The following is an 18,476-nucleotide window of genomic DNA, read 5'->3' on the forward strand; positions in this document are numbered from 1 at the left end:
TTATCTAAGATTAAAATCATAATAGCAGCACCTTCACTTGATGTAATGGTTTCTATTATCATTATACAAGCTTTCTCATTTGATTCTATAATTTGTTAGGGGAAAAATCATCACATTATATTAACGCTTTTACGTAAAAAAGAATCGAAAAAATTCTTTTCCTGTATTAGAATGAAAAGAAAGAATGCTCGGTGTTAGGATGATTAGGATGAATAAAGCTTTATTGCGCTCCAAAAGTATCTGGATAAAAGTCCTTCTGATCGTAATTGGGATATCGATGCCTTTATGGCTCAGCGTGGAGGTGTCCGGGCTTGGCAGCTTAATGAGAAGCTTGCGAGAAGAACCGGATGGAAGCACGCTGATGATGGCCGCTTTTGCTCTTGTCCTATTGAACACCATTCGCGCCCTTCCGCACTATATAGGGGCCCTGCTTCTAGGTGATGAGATCGGCGCCTATTATGGGAAATCATGGCTTAAGGTGCTTATTCCCTTGTCCATTATTCCGCTAAGTTACCTGATCATTAACGGGTATAACTCCATTAATTATCATTTCGGCGCCCCTGCCCTGATTCTGTTATTGTCCATTATGCTTCTGCATATGCTCGGTAAAGGAAGGCTTCGTCCTGTTTTTAAATCCTTTGTGTTAGCGCAATTGCTCTTCGGAGTCCAATGGCTCGATACCGTATTATTTTTAAGTGCCTTTGGATTTGGAGGAGGCACGATTTCGATGGAAGTGAAGACGATCGCTGAACAACTTGGCTTTGGTACGACGCTGTCATTTTACAGTCTGGTTTTCAGTGCCGTATTTATCGTTAACGCTATTGTGCTCGCTGTTTATTTAACGGTCTCAGAACAGAAATGGAAAATGCGCCAGGACCTCGACATTGCCCGCCTGGAAATGGTGGAGTCACGGTCTGGTCGAGAAGCGTTGCACCTTGTGCATGACCTAAAAACCCCCCTCTCTTTAATGGAAGGGTTAAATTCATTAATTCAAATGAAAACTGAGGATCCTGAAATTCTCCGCTACACAGATAAAATCTCTTCATCTATTCAATCAACCAGCGACATGGTTTCTGAAATCTTGTACCATGAAAAGAAAAATTGGTGTACATTAAAGACATTCATTGAATATGTACGAGCTAATAAACTTTCGGATTCGGCCACCATTTATGATTTTGATCTGCAAGCAGATGAGAATATTCAGATCTATATTAATAAAATTCGAATGACTCGAGCACTTGTGAACTTAATTGATAACGCAAGTGATGCCGTAGAAGGTCTGAGTGACGCCACCGTTACGATCTGCTCTAAAGTAGGTGAAGGCGGGGTCTATATCGGTGTGAAAGATAATGGACACGGGATTAGTGAAGAAAATATAGAGAAAATCTGGAATGCCGGATATAGTACCAAGTCTCACCCGGGGGTCGGCTTGACGTTTGTAAAAAATGTAGTCCAAGAACATGAAGCCGAATTGTCCATTGAGAGTGAACATGGAATTGGCACTACATTCTGGATTCATATACCGAAGGAGAGAGTGAATGATGAAGATCCTGATCATTGATAACGACGAATCGCTGCGCTTTATGCTGACGGAATTCTGTAAACACGCAGAATGGGAATCCGATACAGCAGTGAATGGCAGAGAGGGTATAGAGAAATTCCTAAACGGGGCATTCGACGTGGTGTTAGTTGATTATCATATGCCCGAGATGGATGGTTTACAGACCGTCCGCGAGCTACGCAAGCATAATCAGCAGATCCCGATTCTTGTCCTGACGGTAGATGAACGACAGGAAGTGGCCGACCGCTTCCTTGAAGAAGGCGCAACTGACTTCGCATTAAAACCCGTGAAGGCTCCTGATTTAATATCCCGGATTCGTCTTCATGCTCAAATTGCGAATATGAAGAGTGTCCAGGATGAGGAAGAGGACGTTTTCACGGTGAAAGGGATCAGTAAGGGGACATTGCAAACCGTTGCCAGTTTCCTGAAGGAACACAAATCCCCGATTTCAGTAGATGGTATTTCTAAAGAAGTCGGTCTTGCATACCCTACCGTTTACCGATATCTGATGCATCTATTAGAAGAAGGCAAAGTAAAACAAGTGGTCAGTCATCAGAAAATCGGAAGGCCGAAAAAACTGTATAAATGGTACACTCATTGAATAGTTTCTAAATCCCCAACGCGCGTCTCTAAGTGTAATTTCATCTTGTAAGGGTACAATCTTACAGTAATGAAATACATTTCGCTCTAGTATATTACTATGACAAGCTATTTAAAGGAGGGACAGCATGAGAACAGGAAACCCTGTATTAAAAAACGATACTTTCCGAAATCGCAGCCAAGGTGAAACCATGACGCTTGGCGGAACGGTTGCGAAAATTGCACTCTTATTCATTTTTCTTTTAGGGACTTCGCTATACACCTGGTATCAGTATTCTCTAGGAGCAAATGTTACAGCTATGATGCTGATCGGCGCAATCGGCGGCTTAATTTTTGCTTTGATTACGGCATTCATACCTAAAGCAGCTCCCATAACCGCTCCAATTTATGCTGCACTCGAAGGCTTCTTTATTGGAGGCATTTCAGCCTTTTTTGAAAGCAGCTACCCTGGCATCGTTATTCAAGCGGCATCCTTGACGCTCGCCGTTATGGGGGTGCTTCTGTTCCTATACGCTAGTCGAGTGATTAAGGTAACGAAAAACTTCCGACTGATGGTGGTATCTGCTACTCTAGGCATTTTTGTCGTTTATCTTATTAACTTTGTGATGAACATTTTCTTTGGGATGGAGGTTCCTTACCTTCATTCCAGCGGACCGATCGGTATTGGTATTAGTCTATTTATTGTCGCCATTGCTGCGCTGAACCTCGTTCTAGACTTTGATTTTATTGAGGAAGGCGTAAACCGCGGTGCCCCTAAACATATGGAATGGTACGGCGCTTTCGGGCTGATCGTTACACTCGTATGGCTATATATTGAAATTCTCCGTCTGCTTCAAAAACTCAGGAGATAATTAAAGGAGCCTTTCCATGCGCGGAAAGGCTCCTTTTACTCTTCTACTTCACCCCATGGTGAGTCAAAAAATCCATAATTCCTGGCACTAGTTCCTCTGCTAAAGGTAAATCAGGATTTCCATATGTCTTTATATTCCCCTCCCGGTCTTCGGGAGCCTTTTTCAGAACATGATTCATACCTTCGATAAGGAGTAATTCTGCCTCAGGGTTAGCATCTGCTAGAATTTGAGCATCCTTTTTAGTAACTTGAAGGTCGTTTGTTCCATTCACAATAAGGGTCGGGACTTCTGTTCCTCTCATCTGTTCAGCGGGGTCATAAGCCATCCACGATTGTAAGAAAGGCTGTACAGAAGGATTGAACACACTCATTAGAGGATCACTCACTTCTTTAACGGTTTCCCCTTCTCTTAACCTCTCAAGGATCGTTAGACTTTCCTGATATAAATCTTCCGGCAAACTTTCTGAGAGCTGATCTTCTAACAATTGATCAAACGTTCGTCCAGCTCCTGAGATGGATACAAAAGCATCTGTACTTCCTGATTCAGCTGCAATCATACCCACCAAGGACCCTTGACTGTGTCCAATTACAACTACTTCTGAGAAGCGCTTATCTGCATTAAGTTTATCTATCCATTGCTTAGCATCATCTACAAACTGATCGAAGCGTATATCCCCCTCCTTCGTTACGGCTTGAGCATTTTTGCCTGCTCCTCGTTTGTCGTACCGTACACTCGCCACTCCTCTATCCGCAAGTTCTTCCGCAAGAAGTTTCAGGCTATTGTTTTTTCCTTGTATGCCAGGACTATTGCCATTACGATCTGTAGGTCCCGAGCCAGGAATAATTAAGGCTACCGGGTGCTTTGAACCTTTTTCGGGTAAAAGCAAAGATCCATATAAGGTGCCGGTAATGGTTTCAATCGTCATAAAGTTTTCCTCACTTTCGCTTGAGGAAGAATCTTTCTGTTTCTGTAATTCAAAGTTGAAATTCTGGCCGGACTGAGTAAATGTTCCTTTTATTACATCCTTTTCCACCGCTCCAATGAAACGAAGTGACTGACCAGAAATAGACATTTGAAACGTAAGTTCTTTCCCGTTTAACTTCACTTGATCCAAGGGATAGTCTTCTATATTTTGAGCAGGGATTGATATTTCACCTTGCAGAGATTCCTCCTCCCGAAACTCCACGATTATGTTTAAGGGCTGGTCAGGCACTTGAATCGAACCACTCCATTCCCCCTCTAAATTATCTCCTCCCACTTTATCACTTCCTTCAGATGTCTGATTTCCTTCACTACAGCCGGTTGTTATTAACAAGATCAATAGGATGATCGGCAGCCAAACACGCATAAAAAACCTCCCTTTTTACTCCAAAGATAAGTGTCTAATCCAGAACAATATTCCACAATATATGTTATAAGAATTTAATAATTAACCTATTTATAACATATGTGTCCGTGAAAATCTTTAATTTCTAGGCTCTATTAAAGGTTACTGTTGAATTTCCATACCAACGTGGTCTTCAACCTTTTCCAGAACCCTATTTACTCCACCCGAAGTAAACAAAACCGTTGCTACACTATCGGCAGCTCATCCGTATATTTCAACATGAAGATTTAGCAGAGCCAATTACTAAATCAAGCATGGCCTCTTAAGAGACCATGCTTGTTTTACGTAATCCCTGATCTACGATTCTTTTAATTGGCTCGACTTCTTACTGTTCATGAACAAGGTGGTGATCAGCATGAGAAGCAAGAATATAAGCACAATACTAAATCCTCCAGCCTGGCCGAATATTTCAGAGGCCAAGCCTACAATATAACCTGCAATACCGCCGCCGATACCGGAAGCAATGTATATTAAACCTAGTGCAGAACCGCCTGTTTTGGAAAGCTGTGTACCAAAAGCTGTGGCAGTAGGGAATAATGTTGAGAAAAACAAACCTGCACCAGAGAATAAATAAGGGAAATCATTAGCAAACACGAAGCTGATTCCTACCATCAGCAAGGAGCCTGCAGAGAACGTAATCAAAATAATGCGTTCATTGATCCAGTTAGTCATGTAAGCAATAGCTAGTCTGCCTGCCATAAAAAATACGGAGAACAGAGATAGAATGGTTGCTACCATGTCTTCTTTAGCTTCAGTAGAAAGCCCGCCTAAATCAAGAGATTTAAGATAAGTAGGGAAGAAGTTCATAAAGGATACTTCCGCTGAGACTTCAAAGACTAAGAAAAACATAAGAAATACGAATTGAGCATCTTTTAACATAGGAATAAAGGCTTTCAAATCAACCTTCTCAGCTTTTCCATTAGGAAAATGAACCGAAGTAATATAGATAATAACGGCTACAAGGCTTGCCGCAATCCCTATATAGAAATAACGCCAGGAAGCAAACTGGAAAAGATAGTTTAAGAACTGTGGAAACACGACCATTCCTAATCCATATACACCCATAGCTAAGTTAAACATCTTGTTTTGTCGATCTGGGTACGCGGCCGGCACGATTGCGTTAGAAGCAACTCCTAGAGAACCCAGGCCAAAGCCGACGATCATATAAAACCCTAAAAAGAACGTAATATTAGGGGCAAGACCGGTACCTAGAAATCCAAGTCCCATAATAATTGAACCGACGATTGTCATAATGCGAAGCCCTTTTTTATCGGTATAGTACCCGATCAGCACACTGGCTAGTGTAAAACCTAATTGAAATATAAAAACGACAAGTCCGAACTGGCTCATATCAAGTCCTAAATCCTGTTCTACCTGATCAAGCACAATTCCTTTTGTGTTCGTCACCCCACCCGATATAAACTGGGTGAACATAAGGATGACAAGAGCGTGAATACTCTTTCCTCGAGACATGTGGCTACCTCCTGAAGATTGTAATATATAATTAATCTGTTTGATTGCTTGGAGGGTTTTCCCACGGTTTCTTTACTTAAAACTATAAAAACAAATGCAAGCGATTTATTATATTAAAAAAATTATAAGCCTATTATTTTCATTCTATTGACCTATAATAGTTGTGATAAAATGACAATTAGGCAGTGTTTCTATATAGGAGGTCGGCTGCCCCCTTATCGAAGTGGAAAGGGGGTGATGCCTTTTTTGAGTATCTATGAGGTGTTTATGGTTCTCTTTTCTTTCGGAACTTTCCTTATTGCTCTGCTCGCGTTGGTCATAAAAATGACCAATAAAAAATAGACCTCCTGTCTGGTAACGGGAGAGGTCTATTCCTCAGTGAGTAGCCGATCCCTTCGGAACAGCTGCCTGTCTGGCCGCAGTGGACGCTGCGGCCTTTCGAATGTTCAATTCTAACTTTATTGTACCACAAGTATATGCCTTCATCCATCAGCCTATAACGGGTGGCTGCTTGTTTATGTAATCGTCTAAGAATATTCTGTGCTTCTCAAATATTTGGTCCGGCAATTGATCCAGTGGGAAAAACCGGGCATCTAATGTCTCTCCATCCTGAAAATTAAATGCCCCGGTGAACTCTTTGCAAGTAAATAAAATCTGGACGAGAGCGACCTGATCACCATTTGGAAACGTTTTATGCAGCTCCGTCCCTGAATACACACCAAACAGTTCCATTTCACCAAGCTCAAGTCCTGTTTCCTCTTTAGTTTCACGTCTGGCCGCGTCTTCCACTTTTTCATCCATCTCCATAAAGCCTCCCGGCAGCCCCCACGTCTGCGTATCTGCCCTTAATTGTAGAAGTACACGGTTGTGTTCATCCATAACAAATGCGCCGCATACCGTCATAATGACTCGCTCTTTCCCTACTTTCGAACGGATGTATGTAATATAATCCATAAATAATGTACTCCCTTATCTTTATTTACACTCGCCTTGTGCAATTCGTTTATACTTCCAATTAAATCACTTTTTCATCTCCCCATTCAATTATCCAGACTTTATTAAAGGAGAGTCCCCTCTCCACAGCCTGTGTTAAAATGAATCAAATGGTAATATCTGTTTGACCTGAGGTGGTAAAATATGGACGTACCTACCTGCCAAAAGATGCTTCTCATAGTTTTTATAACGAGCTCGATCCTCTTGAATAGTGAAGTCTTCAATGGCTAAAGAATACTTTAAAAAACAGACAGCAGTAAAAACTCTCATTTTGAAAGCGAGGAATACCTTTGAAACGCACCCTTACAGCTATTGGACTAACGCTTATTATCGTGTCGGCTGTCATTCTAATAATCAACATCAGAGGTGGCACTCAGAACGCGCCAAAAGATGCATCCTCCCATTCCAAAATGCCACTAAGAGCGAACGAAGAGAAAAGTACCCGCTCCCCTCTCTTACAGTGGTCTATAGAACAAAAAGTCTCCCAAACCTTATATATTGGTATCCAGGGACTTACTTTAAGTAATCAGGAGAAAGAAATGATCAGCCAGAATCAGGTTGGAGGGGTAATTTTACTCGGGCGAAATGTTGAGAGCGCCCGACAGCTGCAGAATTTAGTGGATTCGATTCACCAGGCAAATGCAAATAATCCCACCCCACTTTTTTTAGGGATTGATGAGGAAGGCGGCCGGGTAAGCCGGATTCCGGACAGTGCCATCATGAATCTTCCTGCCAGCAAAAAAATTGGCGGCACAATGGATCCAGAGCTTGCTCAAAAAACAGGACGACTATTGGCTGAAAAAGTGAAAGCATTTGGCTTTAATATGAACTTTGCGCCTGTGCTTGATATCGTAAACAATCCAAATAATCAAGTGATTGGAGATCGTTCCTTCGGAGAAACTCCAGAGCGCGTTAAAAACATGGGGATCTCAGCCATGCAAGCCATACAATCGGCTCGGGTCATACCCGTGGTCAAACACTTCCCAGGTCACGGAAATACGTCTGTGGATTCACACTATGACCTTCCTGTCGTGGATCAAACCATAGAAGAGTTAGAGGATTTCGAATGGGTACCTTTTAAGACGGCTGTTGAACAAGGGGCAGATGCCATCATGACCGCTCACATCTTATTCCCTGAACTCGATCAGAAATACCCTGCCACTCTTTCTAAAACAATTATTACAGGTATTATCCGAGAGCAGCTGGATTTCAACGGGCTTGTCATTACGGACGATATGGCTATGGGAGCAATCTCCAATAATTATGGAACAAGCGAAGCAGCCGTACTCTCGATACAAGCAGGGGCGGATATGGTTTTATTAACAGATACAAGTCAGTTTCAGAGTGTGAAAAATTTGCTTATCCAAGCTGTTAGGGACGGACAAATTCCAGAAAGTCAGTTAAATACCAGTGTTACAAGAATACTTCAGAAAAAGGAAACTTATAAGTTAAGTGAACCGTATGAGGACACCGCAGAAATCTCTCAACTCAATATGCAAATTGAAGAGGTATGGAATCAGATTCAATAAGCGTGCTTCCCGCTAACCGTCGGGAAACACGCTTTTCTTTTTTAAATTTCTTTATAACGATGCCACCAGGGTTTAGCTTCCTCAAGCTGGGCGGCTAATTTAAACAGTGTAGCTTCATCCCCGAACTTCGCCATAAAATGTGAGCCGATTGGCACGTTCTGATCATTCCAGTACAATGGGACACTCATAGCAGGCTGTCCTGTCACGTTGGCAATAGGAGAAAGATGAGCATATTGAGCAGACACCGCGAGAATCTCATCAATCGTATTTTCTTCTCCATTATAGCAGCCAAGCGGCAATGCCGACTTAGAAGTAACCGGATGAAGCAGCACGTCATAATTCTCAAAAAATCGATGAACCTTCTCACTTTCAGAAGCTAAGAACATCCGGGCCTGCTCGTATTCCATAGCTGTAAATCGGGAAGCTTTATCGATCAAGGTAGAAAGCATTCGTTCAAGATTCTGTGCAGATGGATCTTTTCCATTCATTCGGGCAGCATCCTGAACAGCAAGCGCCCCTCCTAGTACCCATACCGTCACGTAAGCGTCCATGAAACGGTGCAAATCAAAATCAGGATAAGCGACTTCTACATGATGACCTAAGGATTCCAGCAAATGAGCTGTCTCATTCACCGCTTGCTGCACATCGGGTGCAATGTCCATTAATTCCCCGAAATCAGCTAGATAGCCCACCTTAAGGGTGCCTAACTCCTCTTTTATTACCTCCGTGTAAGGTTTTTCGTAAGCAGGAGTAGCAAACAGATCCCCCATCTGCGGACCTTCCAAAACGTCCAGAAGTGCCGCACTGTCACGAACAGAACGGGTTAGAGCGTGACTAACTGCGAAACTATTCAAACGCATGGAAAAGGGTGTCCGTCCTCTGGTCGGTTTGAGTCCGAACACTCCACAGTTCGATGCTGGAATTCGAATGGACCCTCCTCCATCACTGCCATGAGCAAACGGAACCATGCCAGATGCTACAGCCGCTGCGGCTCCCCCGCTCGAGCCGCCAGGAGAATAGTTATGGTTCCACGGATTCTTCGCGAAACCAAGATGAACAGATTCCGTAGCCGGAGTAAAGCCGAATTCAGGTGTATTAGTTTTACCTAGAATCGTTAATCCTGCCTGTTTATAACGTCTAACAATCTCATCATCTGCTGATGCTTTAAATCCATCCATAATCTTAGAACCGTAGGAAAGCGGATATCCTTTCATCGCATTTAAATCTTTAATTAAAAATGGAAGACCTCTAAACACACCATTGCCATTGATATTGGCTGATTCCTCAAAAGTTTTATGTACAACCGCATTGAGCTCAGGGTTCTTTCGATTGATCATTGCCTTATAATGATTAACAATTTCTTCAGGCTGTAACTTGTTTTCTTCAATTAAACGCCGTTGCCCTATCCCGTCTAAGTCGTGAAGATCATATATTTCCATTTGATCAGCCTCCCTTTCCTTTCTCATTTTCTATGAAATACCACCAAAAATAAACTATTTACTCCACCTCTGCCGTTTAACCTTAAGTAGAAAACAGCACTTGGATTTTCCACCAAAAAATAAACAAGTCAGCGTTTATTTTCATCCAGCCAGGGAAAATTATAGCAAAGTCAAAGGAGAGGATACGTGAATGAAAAACCATTTCCCCCTTAGAAGTCGAAAGCTTGTTTGGATTATTGGATTCGCCTCTTTCCTCATTGTTTTAATCACCTTAAATTTTCTTACTGCTGATCCAGCTGTAAACCTTACACGAAGTCTCATTGCTTTTGGCGCTGCTCCTTTGTTTATCCTGTATGCGAACCAAAACCATCTCTGGTTTCGTAAATCCTTTCGATGGCTGGTCTCAAGCAGCCACCTCCTGCTTTCCAGCGCTTTCGTTTTCTTTTTCGGTGTCGTAGTCAGCTTTGAAGTTCTCTCTATGATTCCCAGTGGATACGGCTTTTTTCTCCATCTCTTCCTATTAGCTGTCTCCTCTGTTATCTATTGGGCACCTTTGCTGCTTTCCTGCCTGTTTCATAAATCCAAGCCATTCATGTCACGATTTGCTTATTTCACTCTTACAACCCTTTTGTTTTTTATTTATCACGAAGTTGCTTTTTACTATTACGGTTCACGTCCTTCCGCAGGCTTTATGAATACTGGCCTCGCCGCCATGCTTATTACTCTATTCTACATTATTACTCAATGGTCTAACGTGGAAAGCCATACCGACCGACCTACTGTAAAAGGATATGTGCATTCTTTGACGGAAGAAAAAAAGTCATAAAAAAACAGCCAGCATAGCTGACTGTTTTTTTGAAGAATATTTTACCGGGGCTTCATAAATAGTTGAGTCCAGTACGTACCGTATTTCCCGGAGTCTTCTATATAACCTACACCAATGTGTGTAAACTGATCATTTAAAATATTTGCCCGGTGTCCTTCGCTATTCATCCAGCCTTCCACGACTTCTTCAGGAGTTCGCTGACCAGCCGCGATATTTTCACCGGCGGCCCAATAAGAGAAGTCAAATTCATCCATCATCTCAAATGGCGAGCCATAAGTAGGAGAAGTATGACTGAAATATTTTTTTTCAGCCATGTCCTCGGATTTCACAACCGCAAGTCCGCTTAGACGATTGAACATCTCAAGAGGTTCCAAGTCTTCTGCCGCCCGTTCTTCATTTACCAGCGCTACTACTTCTTTTTCATACTCAGAAGGTTCATAATCTTTAAGAGAAGAAGAAGAAAGATCGGTTTGTTCCTTGTTAACTTCTTCTCCAGAACGTTCTTTAGATGCGGCATTCTGGTTATCTTCCGGGACCACAGGGGCAGGACTAGTTTCTATTTCAGGTTCCGGCATTTCACCGCTTCCAAAATATTTTTTCAGTTCTTCAATTAACGGGCTGGAAGCATCCCAGTCGCTGAACCAATTCCCTACTTGGTGGGCTTTCTCCGTGACCGAACCGAGATGGTCATCTTTATTTTCCCATATTTCCTGAGCATAGGACGGGGCAGCTATTGTTCCAATAATTACAGCTACTATTATTACTAACAGGAGTTTTTTAATCATCTACTCCGCTCCTTATCATCAAGTTGCCTAAAGTCTGGAGGTTACTGATAAGTCTATTATCTCATCCACGGGAAGGTACCACAAGCAAAGGGAATGAACCAATCATTTCCATAAAATCATACTCTGATTTAGTTATACTAAGCTTTAACAACTCTTTACTAAAGAATACCCCATGATCCAATTAATCAAGCATCTTTTAGAGAACCTTTATAGATCACTTTCTCCTGCATCGATAAATCAAGATCACGGGCATGCTTCAACAACCTTTTTTGCTCCACTGGATTCACAAGGGATATTACAGTCCCGTCCGATGCGCCTAACCGGGCTGTACGGCCAGCTCTATGGATATAAGCGGTAGCATCTTTCGGTACATCTAAATTGACGATATGATTAATATCTTTAATATCAAGACCTCTTGCTGCCACATCAGTTGCTAAAAGCAGTGAATAATCACCTTTACGAAACTCTCTAATCGCTTTAGCGCGCTGTTCTTTCTTTGCATCACTGTGCAAAAGACCGAGGTCTAAGTTTTTATAGGTTAATTTCTCGGCAAATACATTCAGCTTCGCTATATCCTGAAGAAATGCAAGCCCCTTAAAACCTTCCATCCTGGCAAGCTTACGAAGGACTTCAATCTTATCCCGATCTTCACACACCATATACGTATGCTCGACATCCGGCTTTTGTATTTCTGTTTCTACACGTACGACTTCTGTTTCTTCGTCCATAAACTCCTGTGCTATGTCAATTACTTCTTCAGGCATCGTTGCTGAGAATAACAGGATTTGACGATCTTTGAGCATACTTTCCAGAATGTCATTGACCGTTCGAATATGTTCTGGGACAAGCAGCTGATCGGCTTCATCCATGACCACTGTTTTGATTTCAAGTGCTTTTACTTTTTTCTTTTTCATTAATTCATAGACCCGTCCAGGAGTACCAATCACTACTTGGGGCTTCTTCTTCAGTTTTTCCATTTGACGTTTGATATTTGCTCCGCCGATTAAGGTAGTACTGTTAATCCCGCTTCCTTTCGTCCAATTCTGAACTTCTTCATTAATCTGCATGACCAGTTCATGAGAAGAAGCTAAAATAAGGACTTGGGTGTGTTTTTGGTCTGGATCAATTTTATGAAGCAGAGGAATAAGATAGGCTAGCGTTTTTCCACTTCCGGTAGGAGCTTCACCCAATACATCCTCTCCATTTAAAATCAATGGGATGGCACGTTCCTGTACCGTTGTAAGGTTTTCATACCCAGAAGTGCTCCATGCTTCTTTTAGAAAAGGGGATAATTCATTAAACCATTGTGTTTGGTTGTTACTCATATTTTTCATATCCTTTCTTACGATCATAAAAAAAGAGGCCTCATACCATATTGGATGGTTAAGAGACCTTTTATACATAATCCATAGCTTGTTTTATATTATACACGATTAACGGTTGGTTTCGATATAATTTTTCAAGTGGACAAGGTGGTCCTGATCCTCTTTTCTAATAATTCTTTCGATCAAAGGTCTGGTCAGCTTATTACGAAGCCCTTCTGTATAGAGTTCTCCGCGAAATTCCACCTTCGTACCATCACTCACTTCGGAAAACGTATAATGATATCTCAAATCAAGACCGTTCTGGACACTTTGTACAGAATAACGCTGGTTTTTCAGAAATTTAGTCACTTCAATCACAGAGGAAGCTTTCCTGCCTCTGATCTCTCTCGTTTCTTTAAACTGATAACCTTTCCGGACCGGCCCTTCTGACAATAGTTCAACTTTAATCACAGCATCCATAATTTCAGGGCTGTTTTTAAAATCAGTAGCGGCTTCAAAGACTTCATTAACGGGCTTCTTAATGGTTATACTTTTTTCAAGAAAAGACATAAAAACCCTCCGGAATAAACAGAATCAATCCTCATTAAATAGTTCTCTACTTCCCCTTATTCCCCTGCCTCGATCCCACAATATAAAAAAAGGTTACTCATTTCTTTTTAAAGAAAAGCCCAGTTTTTTTAGCGCGCTTCCTAAGTTTGGCTGACTGTCCACTTCTTTTAATTCATCTCGAATATCAACAGCCTTCACAGCAAGATCCGGCTGCATCCCTGTAATCACTGGGGTAACCCCAATCAGCTTAAGTATATTCACAATTTTTAACAGAGAGGCCCCGACTGTCTCGTCTATATCAGAAATACCCGACAAATCAATCACTAGATCATCGAGCTCCCACTCCTGGCTTTTCTGCAAAGTCATCTGGATGATCATATCAGCTCTCTCTTCACTAATCTCTCCGATTACCGGTAAGATCGCTACGCTTTCCGTGATGGGAACAAGAGGTGCTGACAATTGATTAATCTGCTCTTTAGCACGCTCAAGTTCAAGTACATAGGTCAGGAGCGAAGCCATGGTTTCGAACAATTCAATGCTCTCCCTGGAGAAATAAGTGGGCTTTGAATGCAGCCCGCAGATGGTTCCATAATTGGATCCATCTTTATAAAAAATAGGAACGGCTATAAAACTCCCTTCTTCCAATGGACGTTTTCCCAAAATTGCCTGGCCTTTTTCTTCTCTTGTAAGATCAGAAATGATAAATGCTTTTTTTCCGTGGTCGAGACTTCTTTGGCAGAGAGTACCGTCTAAAGGAAAGGTTTCTCCCTTTGAAACCAGGGGTTCCTTTTGGCTGGCTACTTGTATAACTCTACAAGTTTCTCCGTCATCTGAGGTAAAAAACAAAGTATCAAGATTAGTGGATTGATCCATCAGTTCAATAATACTCTTTGCGACTTCCTCGAAGTCCTGAAAATTTCTTGGTATTAAAAATTTTTGAGGTGGATGATTCATAACTAACTCACCTTTCTATACTCTTACATCACTTTATATTGACTATACTGTAAAATGCTATTCGTTATCTACCCTTTTACAGTAACAAATATGTCACTATTAAGTAATGTTTTTAATCAAAATTGAAATCCGATAAGCGAAAGGAATATCTTTTGCCAACTCCACACAACCTATAAAAATCAATCGCCCGAAATGAGGTACATATATTATGGACTGGATTGCCATTATTCCTTTTATAGTCGTCATATTAGCTGCCATTTGGACCAAGCAGGTGATTCCTAGTTTATTATTTGCAGTTATTGTCGCTGGATACTTGGTAGATCCACACTGGCTCCGAGGGATGATGACAGGTTTCATGTTCATCGTTAAAGGTCTGACAGATGAAAATAACATGAAAATCATTATTTTTCTCTACGCTTTTTCCGCCTTAATAGGTATTGTGAAGGTGTCCGGGGGGATTAAAGGGTTTGTTCAGGAAGCCACAGAACGTATTGATAAAAAAAGAGGTGCTTTTATCCTTACCTGGCTATCATCACTTGGGACGTTCAGTGCTCCTAGTTTTCGCATCGTAACCATTGCTCCAGTTATGAAAGCCATGAGGAAAAATATTCCTATGAGTAAGCAGGAACTTGGGTTTGTCATCGAAACAACCGCTTCCCCCTTAGTCGTTTTGATCCCTGTAGCTACTGCCTTCGTTGGTTACATGACATCTGTGATCGAGTTGTCCTTGCAGCAGGCTAATGCGGAAGGTGATCCTTACTCTCTTTACATCAGCAGTATTCCCTTTAATTTCTTTGCTTTTTCTATGCTAATTGTAGGTTTCTATTTAAGTTTTTTCCATCGCAATAAAAAACCTGCCACAGATGCTGAAGACATGAGCCAGGATCAGGGGAAGGACGATGATGATTGGCAGGACTGTCATCCTGCCGTAACTAAAGAGCTACCGGCAAAGCCCTGGAACTTAATTGTGCCGCTCGCAAGTGTAATCGTATTAACCTTCTTTTTTATGTATATGGTAGGAGTCGAAGATGGCGAGCAGGGATTTAAGGCGCTGATCAACGATGCCGTGTTGGATGCCATGGTCTTAGGTGTAGTTACTACCTTGATCGGGTTCGTCATTTATTTAAAAATAACAGCATTGCCGCTTAAAAAAATTATGGACAGCTTAATCTATGGGGGAAATGAAATTATGGGAGTTATCCTCTTACTGGGAACGGTATGGGGGCTTAGTAAGGGTTCTGAAGCTCTTGCGTTTGCAGATACGATCTCTTCCTGGTTCGGCTGGATTCCTCCTGGTTTTGTAGCCGTCATTATCTTCATTGTAGGCTGCGGGCTTTCTTATTTTATTGGTTCATCATGGGGGACCTGGGGAATTCTTATGCCGGTTGGTGTTTCCATAGCCGCTGTTGCGGGGAGTTCTCTGCCGATGGTGATCGGTGCCGTGTTTGCTAGTGGGACATTTGGTGCTTTTGCTTCCCCATTGAGCGATGATACGAATACGACAGCGGGGATATTAAATTTAAATGCCATAAAATATGCTAAGTTCAAGTTGAAGCCCGCTTTATGGGCTGCTTCGGCTGCAGCGGTTTTATACTTCGGCCTCTCCTTTTTCTTTTAAATACCCCTATTTCCGAATTCCAATTAAAGACAAGCTCCCGTTTGTTTAAGACTCAGTTTAAAGATATTTGTTGACGTGGATGGTCCTGCGGGGGATGATTTCGCTTTCCGGCCCTGCACGACGCAGGTTCGTTCGACGTTGCCACAGGATGTGGCGATCTTAGTCGAACATCCCTTGCGCGGAGCCTCCTCAGGCTTCGCCTTCCCGGGTCTCCCCTGTCATTTTCATCCCACAGGAGTCTTCATCGTCCCCCTCTGGACCTTGCGAAATAGGGAGTTCTAAATCCTCTACGAAGATGTCTGCTAAATGAAGATCATTAACCTGAAATCGACGCTAAATTTCTAGTGAATTAAAGGGTATACCCCCCCCGCTATATAAGCATTTATATTTACTTGAAGACGTTACCTCTCTAATAGAAGGGGCCGTTTTATCCGCTCCTGGCTGGGGGGGCGAAGGAAACGACGAGACTCCCGCGGGAGAAGGAGCCAGGCGTGACCCTACAGGGAGTGACAGCGAGCGAGGAGGCTTGCCAGTTCCCCCGCAGGAAAGCGAGTTGTTTCCGCAGCCATCCTTATCAAATTTTGGGCAACGGACCCAGATTATTTTGAAACTGAGTCTTCCACAATCCGGCTCATTAGTTTAACAATTCTATTTATTATAACGAATAACATTTTCAACAAATTAAATTTACGCAATCTTCATCTATTAAGAAGTTCTTTGTGTATTTATCACTACTGTACCTGCCGCCCAGTCATAGATATTTCTTCGCTTTGGATTGGTGAGAGGTAGGATTAAATACAAAAATACCGTGATATATACAGCGCTTAATATGAAATAAAGGGTCCTCTCCGAAAAGTCAGAAGGAAGTAACAAATGCCATACTGCAAAATGAGCCGCTTCCCAGGGGAGAAATTTAATCGTTGTGCGAAGGATAGAACGCCCAATTCCTATCCGCCTTCCTCCTTGATCAACAACACGAACCCCCATCATCCTTTTTCCAACGGTCCCCTGCCAAATCGATTGCTCACCGATCATGAAATAAAGTGAAACAGGTAATGTGATAAGAAGGAAGCCTGTCCATTGAGCTGTGACTGGAGAATGTGAGAACAAAGGGGTAATAGTAGATCGCAGTATAAAGGAGATACCTCCCACCACCAAAACCCCATATAATACAATGATGAGATAATCCAGCAGAAAAGCATATAATCGAGTTTTGAAGAGGGAAAAAGACATAGGTGACACCTCTCCTATACATTTTTAATGCCTCACCATTTTCCTGCTCCTTTTGAAACTATTATACCCTTCGCAAGTAAAGAAAAGCACCCCCATCTACCAATGGAGGCGCCCAGCTGAATAAACAGACTTATTTTTCAGTTGCATTTACATAAATAATCTCGGGGTAGGGATGACTTAAGAATTCGTGGTGTGAAATGTTCCAGGCATAGGCACCTGCATATTCAAATATGACGATGTCTCCTGCCCGCAGCCGATCCACATACTCCTTTCGAACGAGCACATCATTTGGTGTGCATAACTCCCCCGCAACCGTAACATCCGTTTTTAAAACTTCCGGCCGTGCAAAAGGATAGTTCCATTCTTCCACTGAATAAATTCTAAACGGATGACTCATCTTCCAGGCAGCAGGGAGACGAAGATGATGCGAACCACCCCGGATCACGGCAAAATGCTGATCATGATTCTTTTTTATATCGAGCACTTCCGTTACATAAGACCCGCACGCTGCCGTCATATAGCGTCCGATTTCTATGATTAATGTAAGGTCTTCAGCTTCTGTTCTCAGCCCTTCAATACCAGAGGCAAGTGTTTCCCAGTCAAAGGGATCCTCTGGATTCCAGTAGTTGATTCCAATTCCACCGCCCAGATCCACAATCATCGCGGATAAACCAAACTGTTTTCTCCACAATTTTGTTTTGTCTATGCAGACTTTAACGAAACGAACGTGGGCCTCTGCATCTAAGTTGTTCGACATAGCGTGAAAATGAAACCCTTCAATCGAAACAAATTCAGCGGCAAGTGCTGCCTCAATAAAAGAAGGTACCTCACGTTCATCTATTCCGAATTGAGAGGGTACACCAGACATGCGCAGGTGGCTGTCTGAAATGTTTACACTCAAATTAACACGAATAAGAATAGGTACCGTTACGTTTTTCTGTTTGGCTATATAATTGATTCGATTCAGCTCATGGAAGCTTTCAACGTTCAAGTATTCTACGTTCGAATGGATAGCCGCTTCAATTTCACGATCTTTCTTTCCAGGACCCCCAAAAACCATTGATTTTTCTGTTTCTGCCGCCACTTTGTTTATTTCACCTTCTGAAGCCACTTCAAATCCGTCGACGATTGGATCCAATGTCTCTAACAAGGGTTGATCAGAGTTGGCTTTTACGGCATAATACAGCCGGCAGAAAGATGGGAGGCTGTCCTTAAGGGAAGCTGCATGGTCTCTCAGCTGCTTTAAGTCATAGATATAGGCGCATATCGGATCTTTCGTTTGTTTACGCTTTTCTTTTATATACTTTTCTAATGTAAGTTCTTCATTGGTAATCAAGACTGACTCCTCCGACT

17 protein-coding genes are annotated in these 18,476 nt (G+C 42.2%); 7 read left to right on the forward strand and 10 right to left on the reverse strand.

Annotated features, from left to right (window positions below):
* The first annotated feature begins 208 nt into the window (after positions 1 to 208).
* The 3 genes from WAM07_RS10720 (at position 209) to WAM07_RS10730 (ending at position 3,012) form a co-directional block, all read left to right on the forward strand.
* Positions 209 to 1,561, forward strand: coding sequence for a sensor histidine kinase (locus tag WAM07_RS10720; RefSeq protein WP_422166735.1), 1,353 nt, complete (start codon positions 209 to 211; stop codon positions 1,559 to 1,561).
* Complete coding sequence (locus WAM07_RS10725) at positions 1,539 to 2,162, forward strand: response regulator (RefSeq protein WP_422166737.1); 624 nt, start codon at positions 1,539 to 1,541, stop codon at positions 2,160 to 2,162. Before WAM07_RS10720 ends, WAM07_RS10725 begins: the two co-directional genes overlap by 23 nt.
* A 127-nt stretch (positions 2,163 to 2,289) precedes the next feature.
* Complete coding sequence (locus tag WAM07_RS10730) at positions 2,290 to 3,012, forward strand: Bax inhibitor-1/YccA family protein (RefSeq protein WP_422166739.1); 723 nt, start codon at positions 2,290 to 2,292, stop codon at positions 3,010 to 3,012.
* A gap of 43 nt (positions 3,013 to 3,055) precedes the next feature.
* Here WAM07_RS10730 and WAM07_RS10735 read toward each other — a convergent pair whose 3' ends face one another.
* Positions 3,056 to 4,360 carry an alpha/beta hydrolase gene (locus WAM07_RS10735; protein WP_422166741.1) on the reverse strand — a complete coding sequence of 435 codons (1,305 nt, stop codon included), beginning with the start codon at positions 4,358 to 4,360 and terminating at the stop codon, positions 3,056 to 3,058.
* Positions 4,361 to 4,696: 336 nt separating this feature from the next.
* Positions 4,697 to 5,872 (reverse strand): MFS transporter, encoded by a 1,176-nt coding sequence (locus WAM07_RS10740; protein ID WP_422166743.1) that lies wholly within the window; start codon positions 5,870 to 5,872, stop codon positions 4,697 to 4,699.
* A gap of 237 nt (positions 5,873 to 6,109) precedes the next feature.
* Here WAM07_RS10740 and WAM07_RS10745 point away from each other — a divergent pair, with 237 nt between their 5' ends.
* A complete protein-coding gene (locus WAM07_RS10745) occupies positions 6,110 to 6,214 on the forward strand; it encodes a putative holin-like toxin (protein WP_014645089.1) in 105 nt (34 codons plus the stop codon).
* Between the two features lie 147 nt (positions 6,215 to 6,361).
* Here the strand turns inward: WAM07_RS10745 and WAM07_RS10750 are convergent, their stop codons facing one another.
* Positions 6,362 to 6,826: an NUDIX hydrolase gene (locus WAM07_RS10750; RefSeq protein ID WP_422166745.1), complete on the reverse strand. Its 465-nt coding sequence runs from the start codon at positions 6,824 to 6,826 to the stop codon at positions 6,362 to 6,364.
* A gap of 329 nt (positions 6,827 to 7,155) precedes the next feature.
* On the opposite strand from WAM07_RS10750, the gene nagZ reads away from it, so the two are divergent.
* Positions 7,156 to 8,394, forward strand: coding sequence for a beta-N-acetylhexosaminidase (gene nagZ, locus WAM07_RS10755; RefSeq protein WP_422166746.1), 1,239 nt, complete (start codon positions 7,156 to 7,158; stop codon positions 8,392 to 8,394).
* A 41-nt stretch (positions 8,395 to 8,435) separates the two neighbouring features.
* Here the strand turns inward: nagZ and WAM07_RS10760 are convergent, their stop codons facing one another.
* The gene (locus tag WAM07_RS10760) at positions 8,436 to 9,833 is read right to left on the reverse strand and encodes an amidase (protein WP_422166748.1); all 1,398 of its coding nucleotides are present in this window, start codon (positions 9,831 to 9,833) and stop codon (positions 8,436 to 8,438) included.
* Positions 9,834 to 10,023: 190 nt separating this feature from the next.
* On the opposite strand from WAM07_RS10760, the gene WAM07_RS10765 reads away from it, so the two are divergent.
* Positions 10,024 to 10,659, forward strand: coding sequence for a hypothetical protein (locus WAM07_RS10765; protein WP_422166750.1), 636 nt, complete (start codon positions 10,024 to 10,026; stop codon positions 10,657 to 10,659).
* 41 nt (positions 10,660 to 10,700) lie between these two features.
* Here WAM07_RS10765 and WAM07_RS10770 read toward each other — a convergent pair whose 3' ends face one another.
* The 4 genes from WAM07_RS10770 to WAM07_RS10785 form a co-directional block, all read right to left on the reverse strand.
* Complete coding sequence (locus WAM07_RS10770; protein ID WP_422166752.1) at positions 10,701 to 11,444, reverse strand: CAP domain-containing protein; 744 nt, start codon at positions 11,442 to 11,444, stop codon at positions 10,701 to 10,703.
* A 185-nt stretch (positions 11,445 to 11,629) separates the two neighbouring features.
* Positions 11,630 to 12,769, reverse strand: a complete 1,140-nt coding sequence (locus WAM07_RS10775) for a DEAD/DEAH box helicase (protein WP_422166754.1) — start codon at positions 12,767 to 12,769, stop codon at positions 11,630 to 11,632.
* 108 nt (positions 12,770 to 12,877) lie between these two features.
* Entirely contained in the window at positions 12,878 to 13,318 is a 441-nt protein-coding gene (locus WAM07_RS10780) for an SRPBCC family protein (protein WP_422166756.1), read from the reverse strand.
* Positions 13,319 to 13,411: 93 nt separating this feature from the next.
* A complete protein-coding gene (locus WAM07_RS10785; protein ID WP_422166758.1) occupies positions 13,412 to 14,272 on the reverse strand; it encodes a GAF domain-containing protein in 861 nt (286 codons plus the stop codon).
* A 208-nt stretch (positions 14,273 to 14,480) separates the two neighbouring features.
* On the opposite strand from WAM07_RS10785, the gene WAM07_RS10790 reads away from it, so the two are divergent.
* Positions 14,481 to 15,890 carry a Na+/H+ antiporter NhaC family protein gene (locus WAM07_RS10790; protein WP_422166760.1) on the forward strand — a complete coding sequence of 470 codons (1,410 nt, stop codon included), beginning with the start codon at positions 14,481 to 14,483 and terminating at the stop codon, positions 15,888 to 15,890.
* 705 nt (positions 15,891 to 16,595) lie between these two features.
* Here the strand turns inward: WAM07_RS10790 and WAM07_RS10795 are convergent.
* Positions 16,596 to 17,123, reverse strand: coding sequence for an RDD family protein (locus tag WAM07_RS10795; RefSeq protein WP_422166762.1), 528 nt, complete (start codon positions 17,121 to 17,123; stop codon positions 16,596 to 16,598).
* Between the two features lie 130 nt (positions 17,124 to 17,253).
* Entirely contained in the window at positions 17,254 to 18,459 is a 1,206-nt protein-coding gene (locus WAM07_RS10800) for a type III PLP-dependent enzyme (protein ID WP_422166763.1), read from the reverse strand.
* Positions 18,460 to 18,476 lie beyond the last annotated feature (17 nt).

It is taken from the genome of Halobacillus sp. (genome assembly GCF_049282395.1).
GTDB lineage: Bacteria > Bacillota > Bacilli > Bacillales > Halobacillaceae > Halobacillus.

Bases quoted from the DNA above. Each gene is read 5' to 3' on its own strand.
- WAM07_RS10720 (WP_422166735.1), top strand. From the start codon at position 209: ATGAATAAAGCTTTATTGCGCTCCAAAAGTATCTGGATAAAAGTCCTT.
- WAM07_RS10725 (WP_422166737.1), top strand. From the start codon at position 1,539: ATGATGAAGATCCTGATCATTGATAACGACGAATCGCTGCGCTTTATG.
- WAM07_RS10730 (WP_422166739.1), top strand. From the start codon at position 2,290: ATGAGAACAGGAAACCCTGTATTAAAAAACGATACTTTCCGAAATCGC.
- WAM07_RS10735 (WP_422166741.1), bottom strand. From the start codon at position 4,360: ATGCGTGTTTGGCTGCCGATCATCCTATTGATCTTGTTAATAACAACC.
- WAM07_RS10740 (WP_422166743.1), bottom strand. From the start codon at position 5,872: ATGTCTCGAGGAAAGAGTATTCACGCTCTTGTCATCCTTATGTTCACC.
- WAM07_RS10745 (WP_014645089.1), top strand. From the start codon at position 6,110: ATGCCTTTTTTGAGTATCTATGAGGTGTTTATGGTTCTCTTTTCTTTC.
- WAM07_RS10750 (WP_422166745.1), bottom strand. From the start codon at position 6,826: ATGGATTATATTACATACATCCGTTCGAAAGTAGGGAAAGAGCGAGTC.
- WAM07_RS10760 (WP_422166748.1), bottom strand. From the start codon at position 9,833: ATGGAAATATATGATCTTCACGACTTAGACGGGATAGGGCAACGGCGT.
- WAM07_RS10765 (WP_422166750.1), top strand. From the start codon at position 10,024: ATGAAAAACCATTTCCCCCTTAGAAGTCGAAAGCTTGTTTGGATTATT.
- WAM07_RS10770 (WP_422166752.1), bottom strand. From the start codon at position 11,444: ATGATTAAAAAACTCCTGTTAGTAATAATAGTAGCTGTAATTATTGGA.
- WAM07_RS10775 (WP_422166754.1), bottom strand. From the start codon at position 12,769: ATGAGTAACAACCAAACACAATGGTTTAATGAATTATCCCCTTTTCTA.
- WAM07_RS10780 (WP_422166756.1), bottom strand. From the start codon at position 13,318: ATGTCTTTTCTTGAAAAAAGTATAACCATTAAGAAGCCCGTTAATGAA.
- WAM07_RS10785 (WP_422166758.1), bottom strand. From the start codon at position 14,272: ATGAATCATCCACCTCAAAAATTTTTAATACCAAGAAATTTTCAGGAC.
- WAM07_RS10790 (WP_422166760.1), top strand. From the start codon at position 14,481: ATGGACTGGATTGCCATTATTCCTTTTATAGTCGTCATATTAGCTGCC.
- WAM07_RS10795 (WP_422166762.1), bottom strand. From the start codon at position 17,123: ATGTCTTTTTCCCTCTTCAAAACTCGATTATATGCTTTTCTGCTGGAT.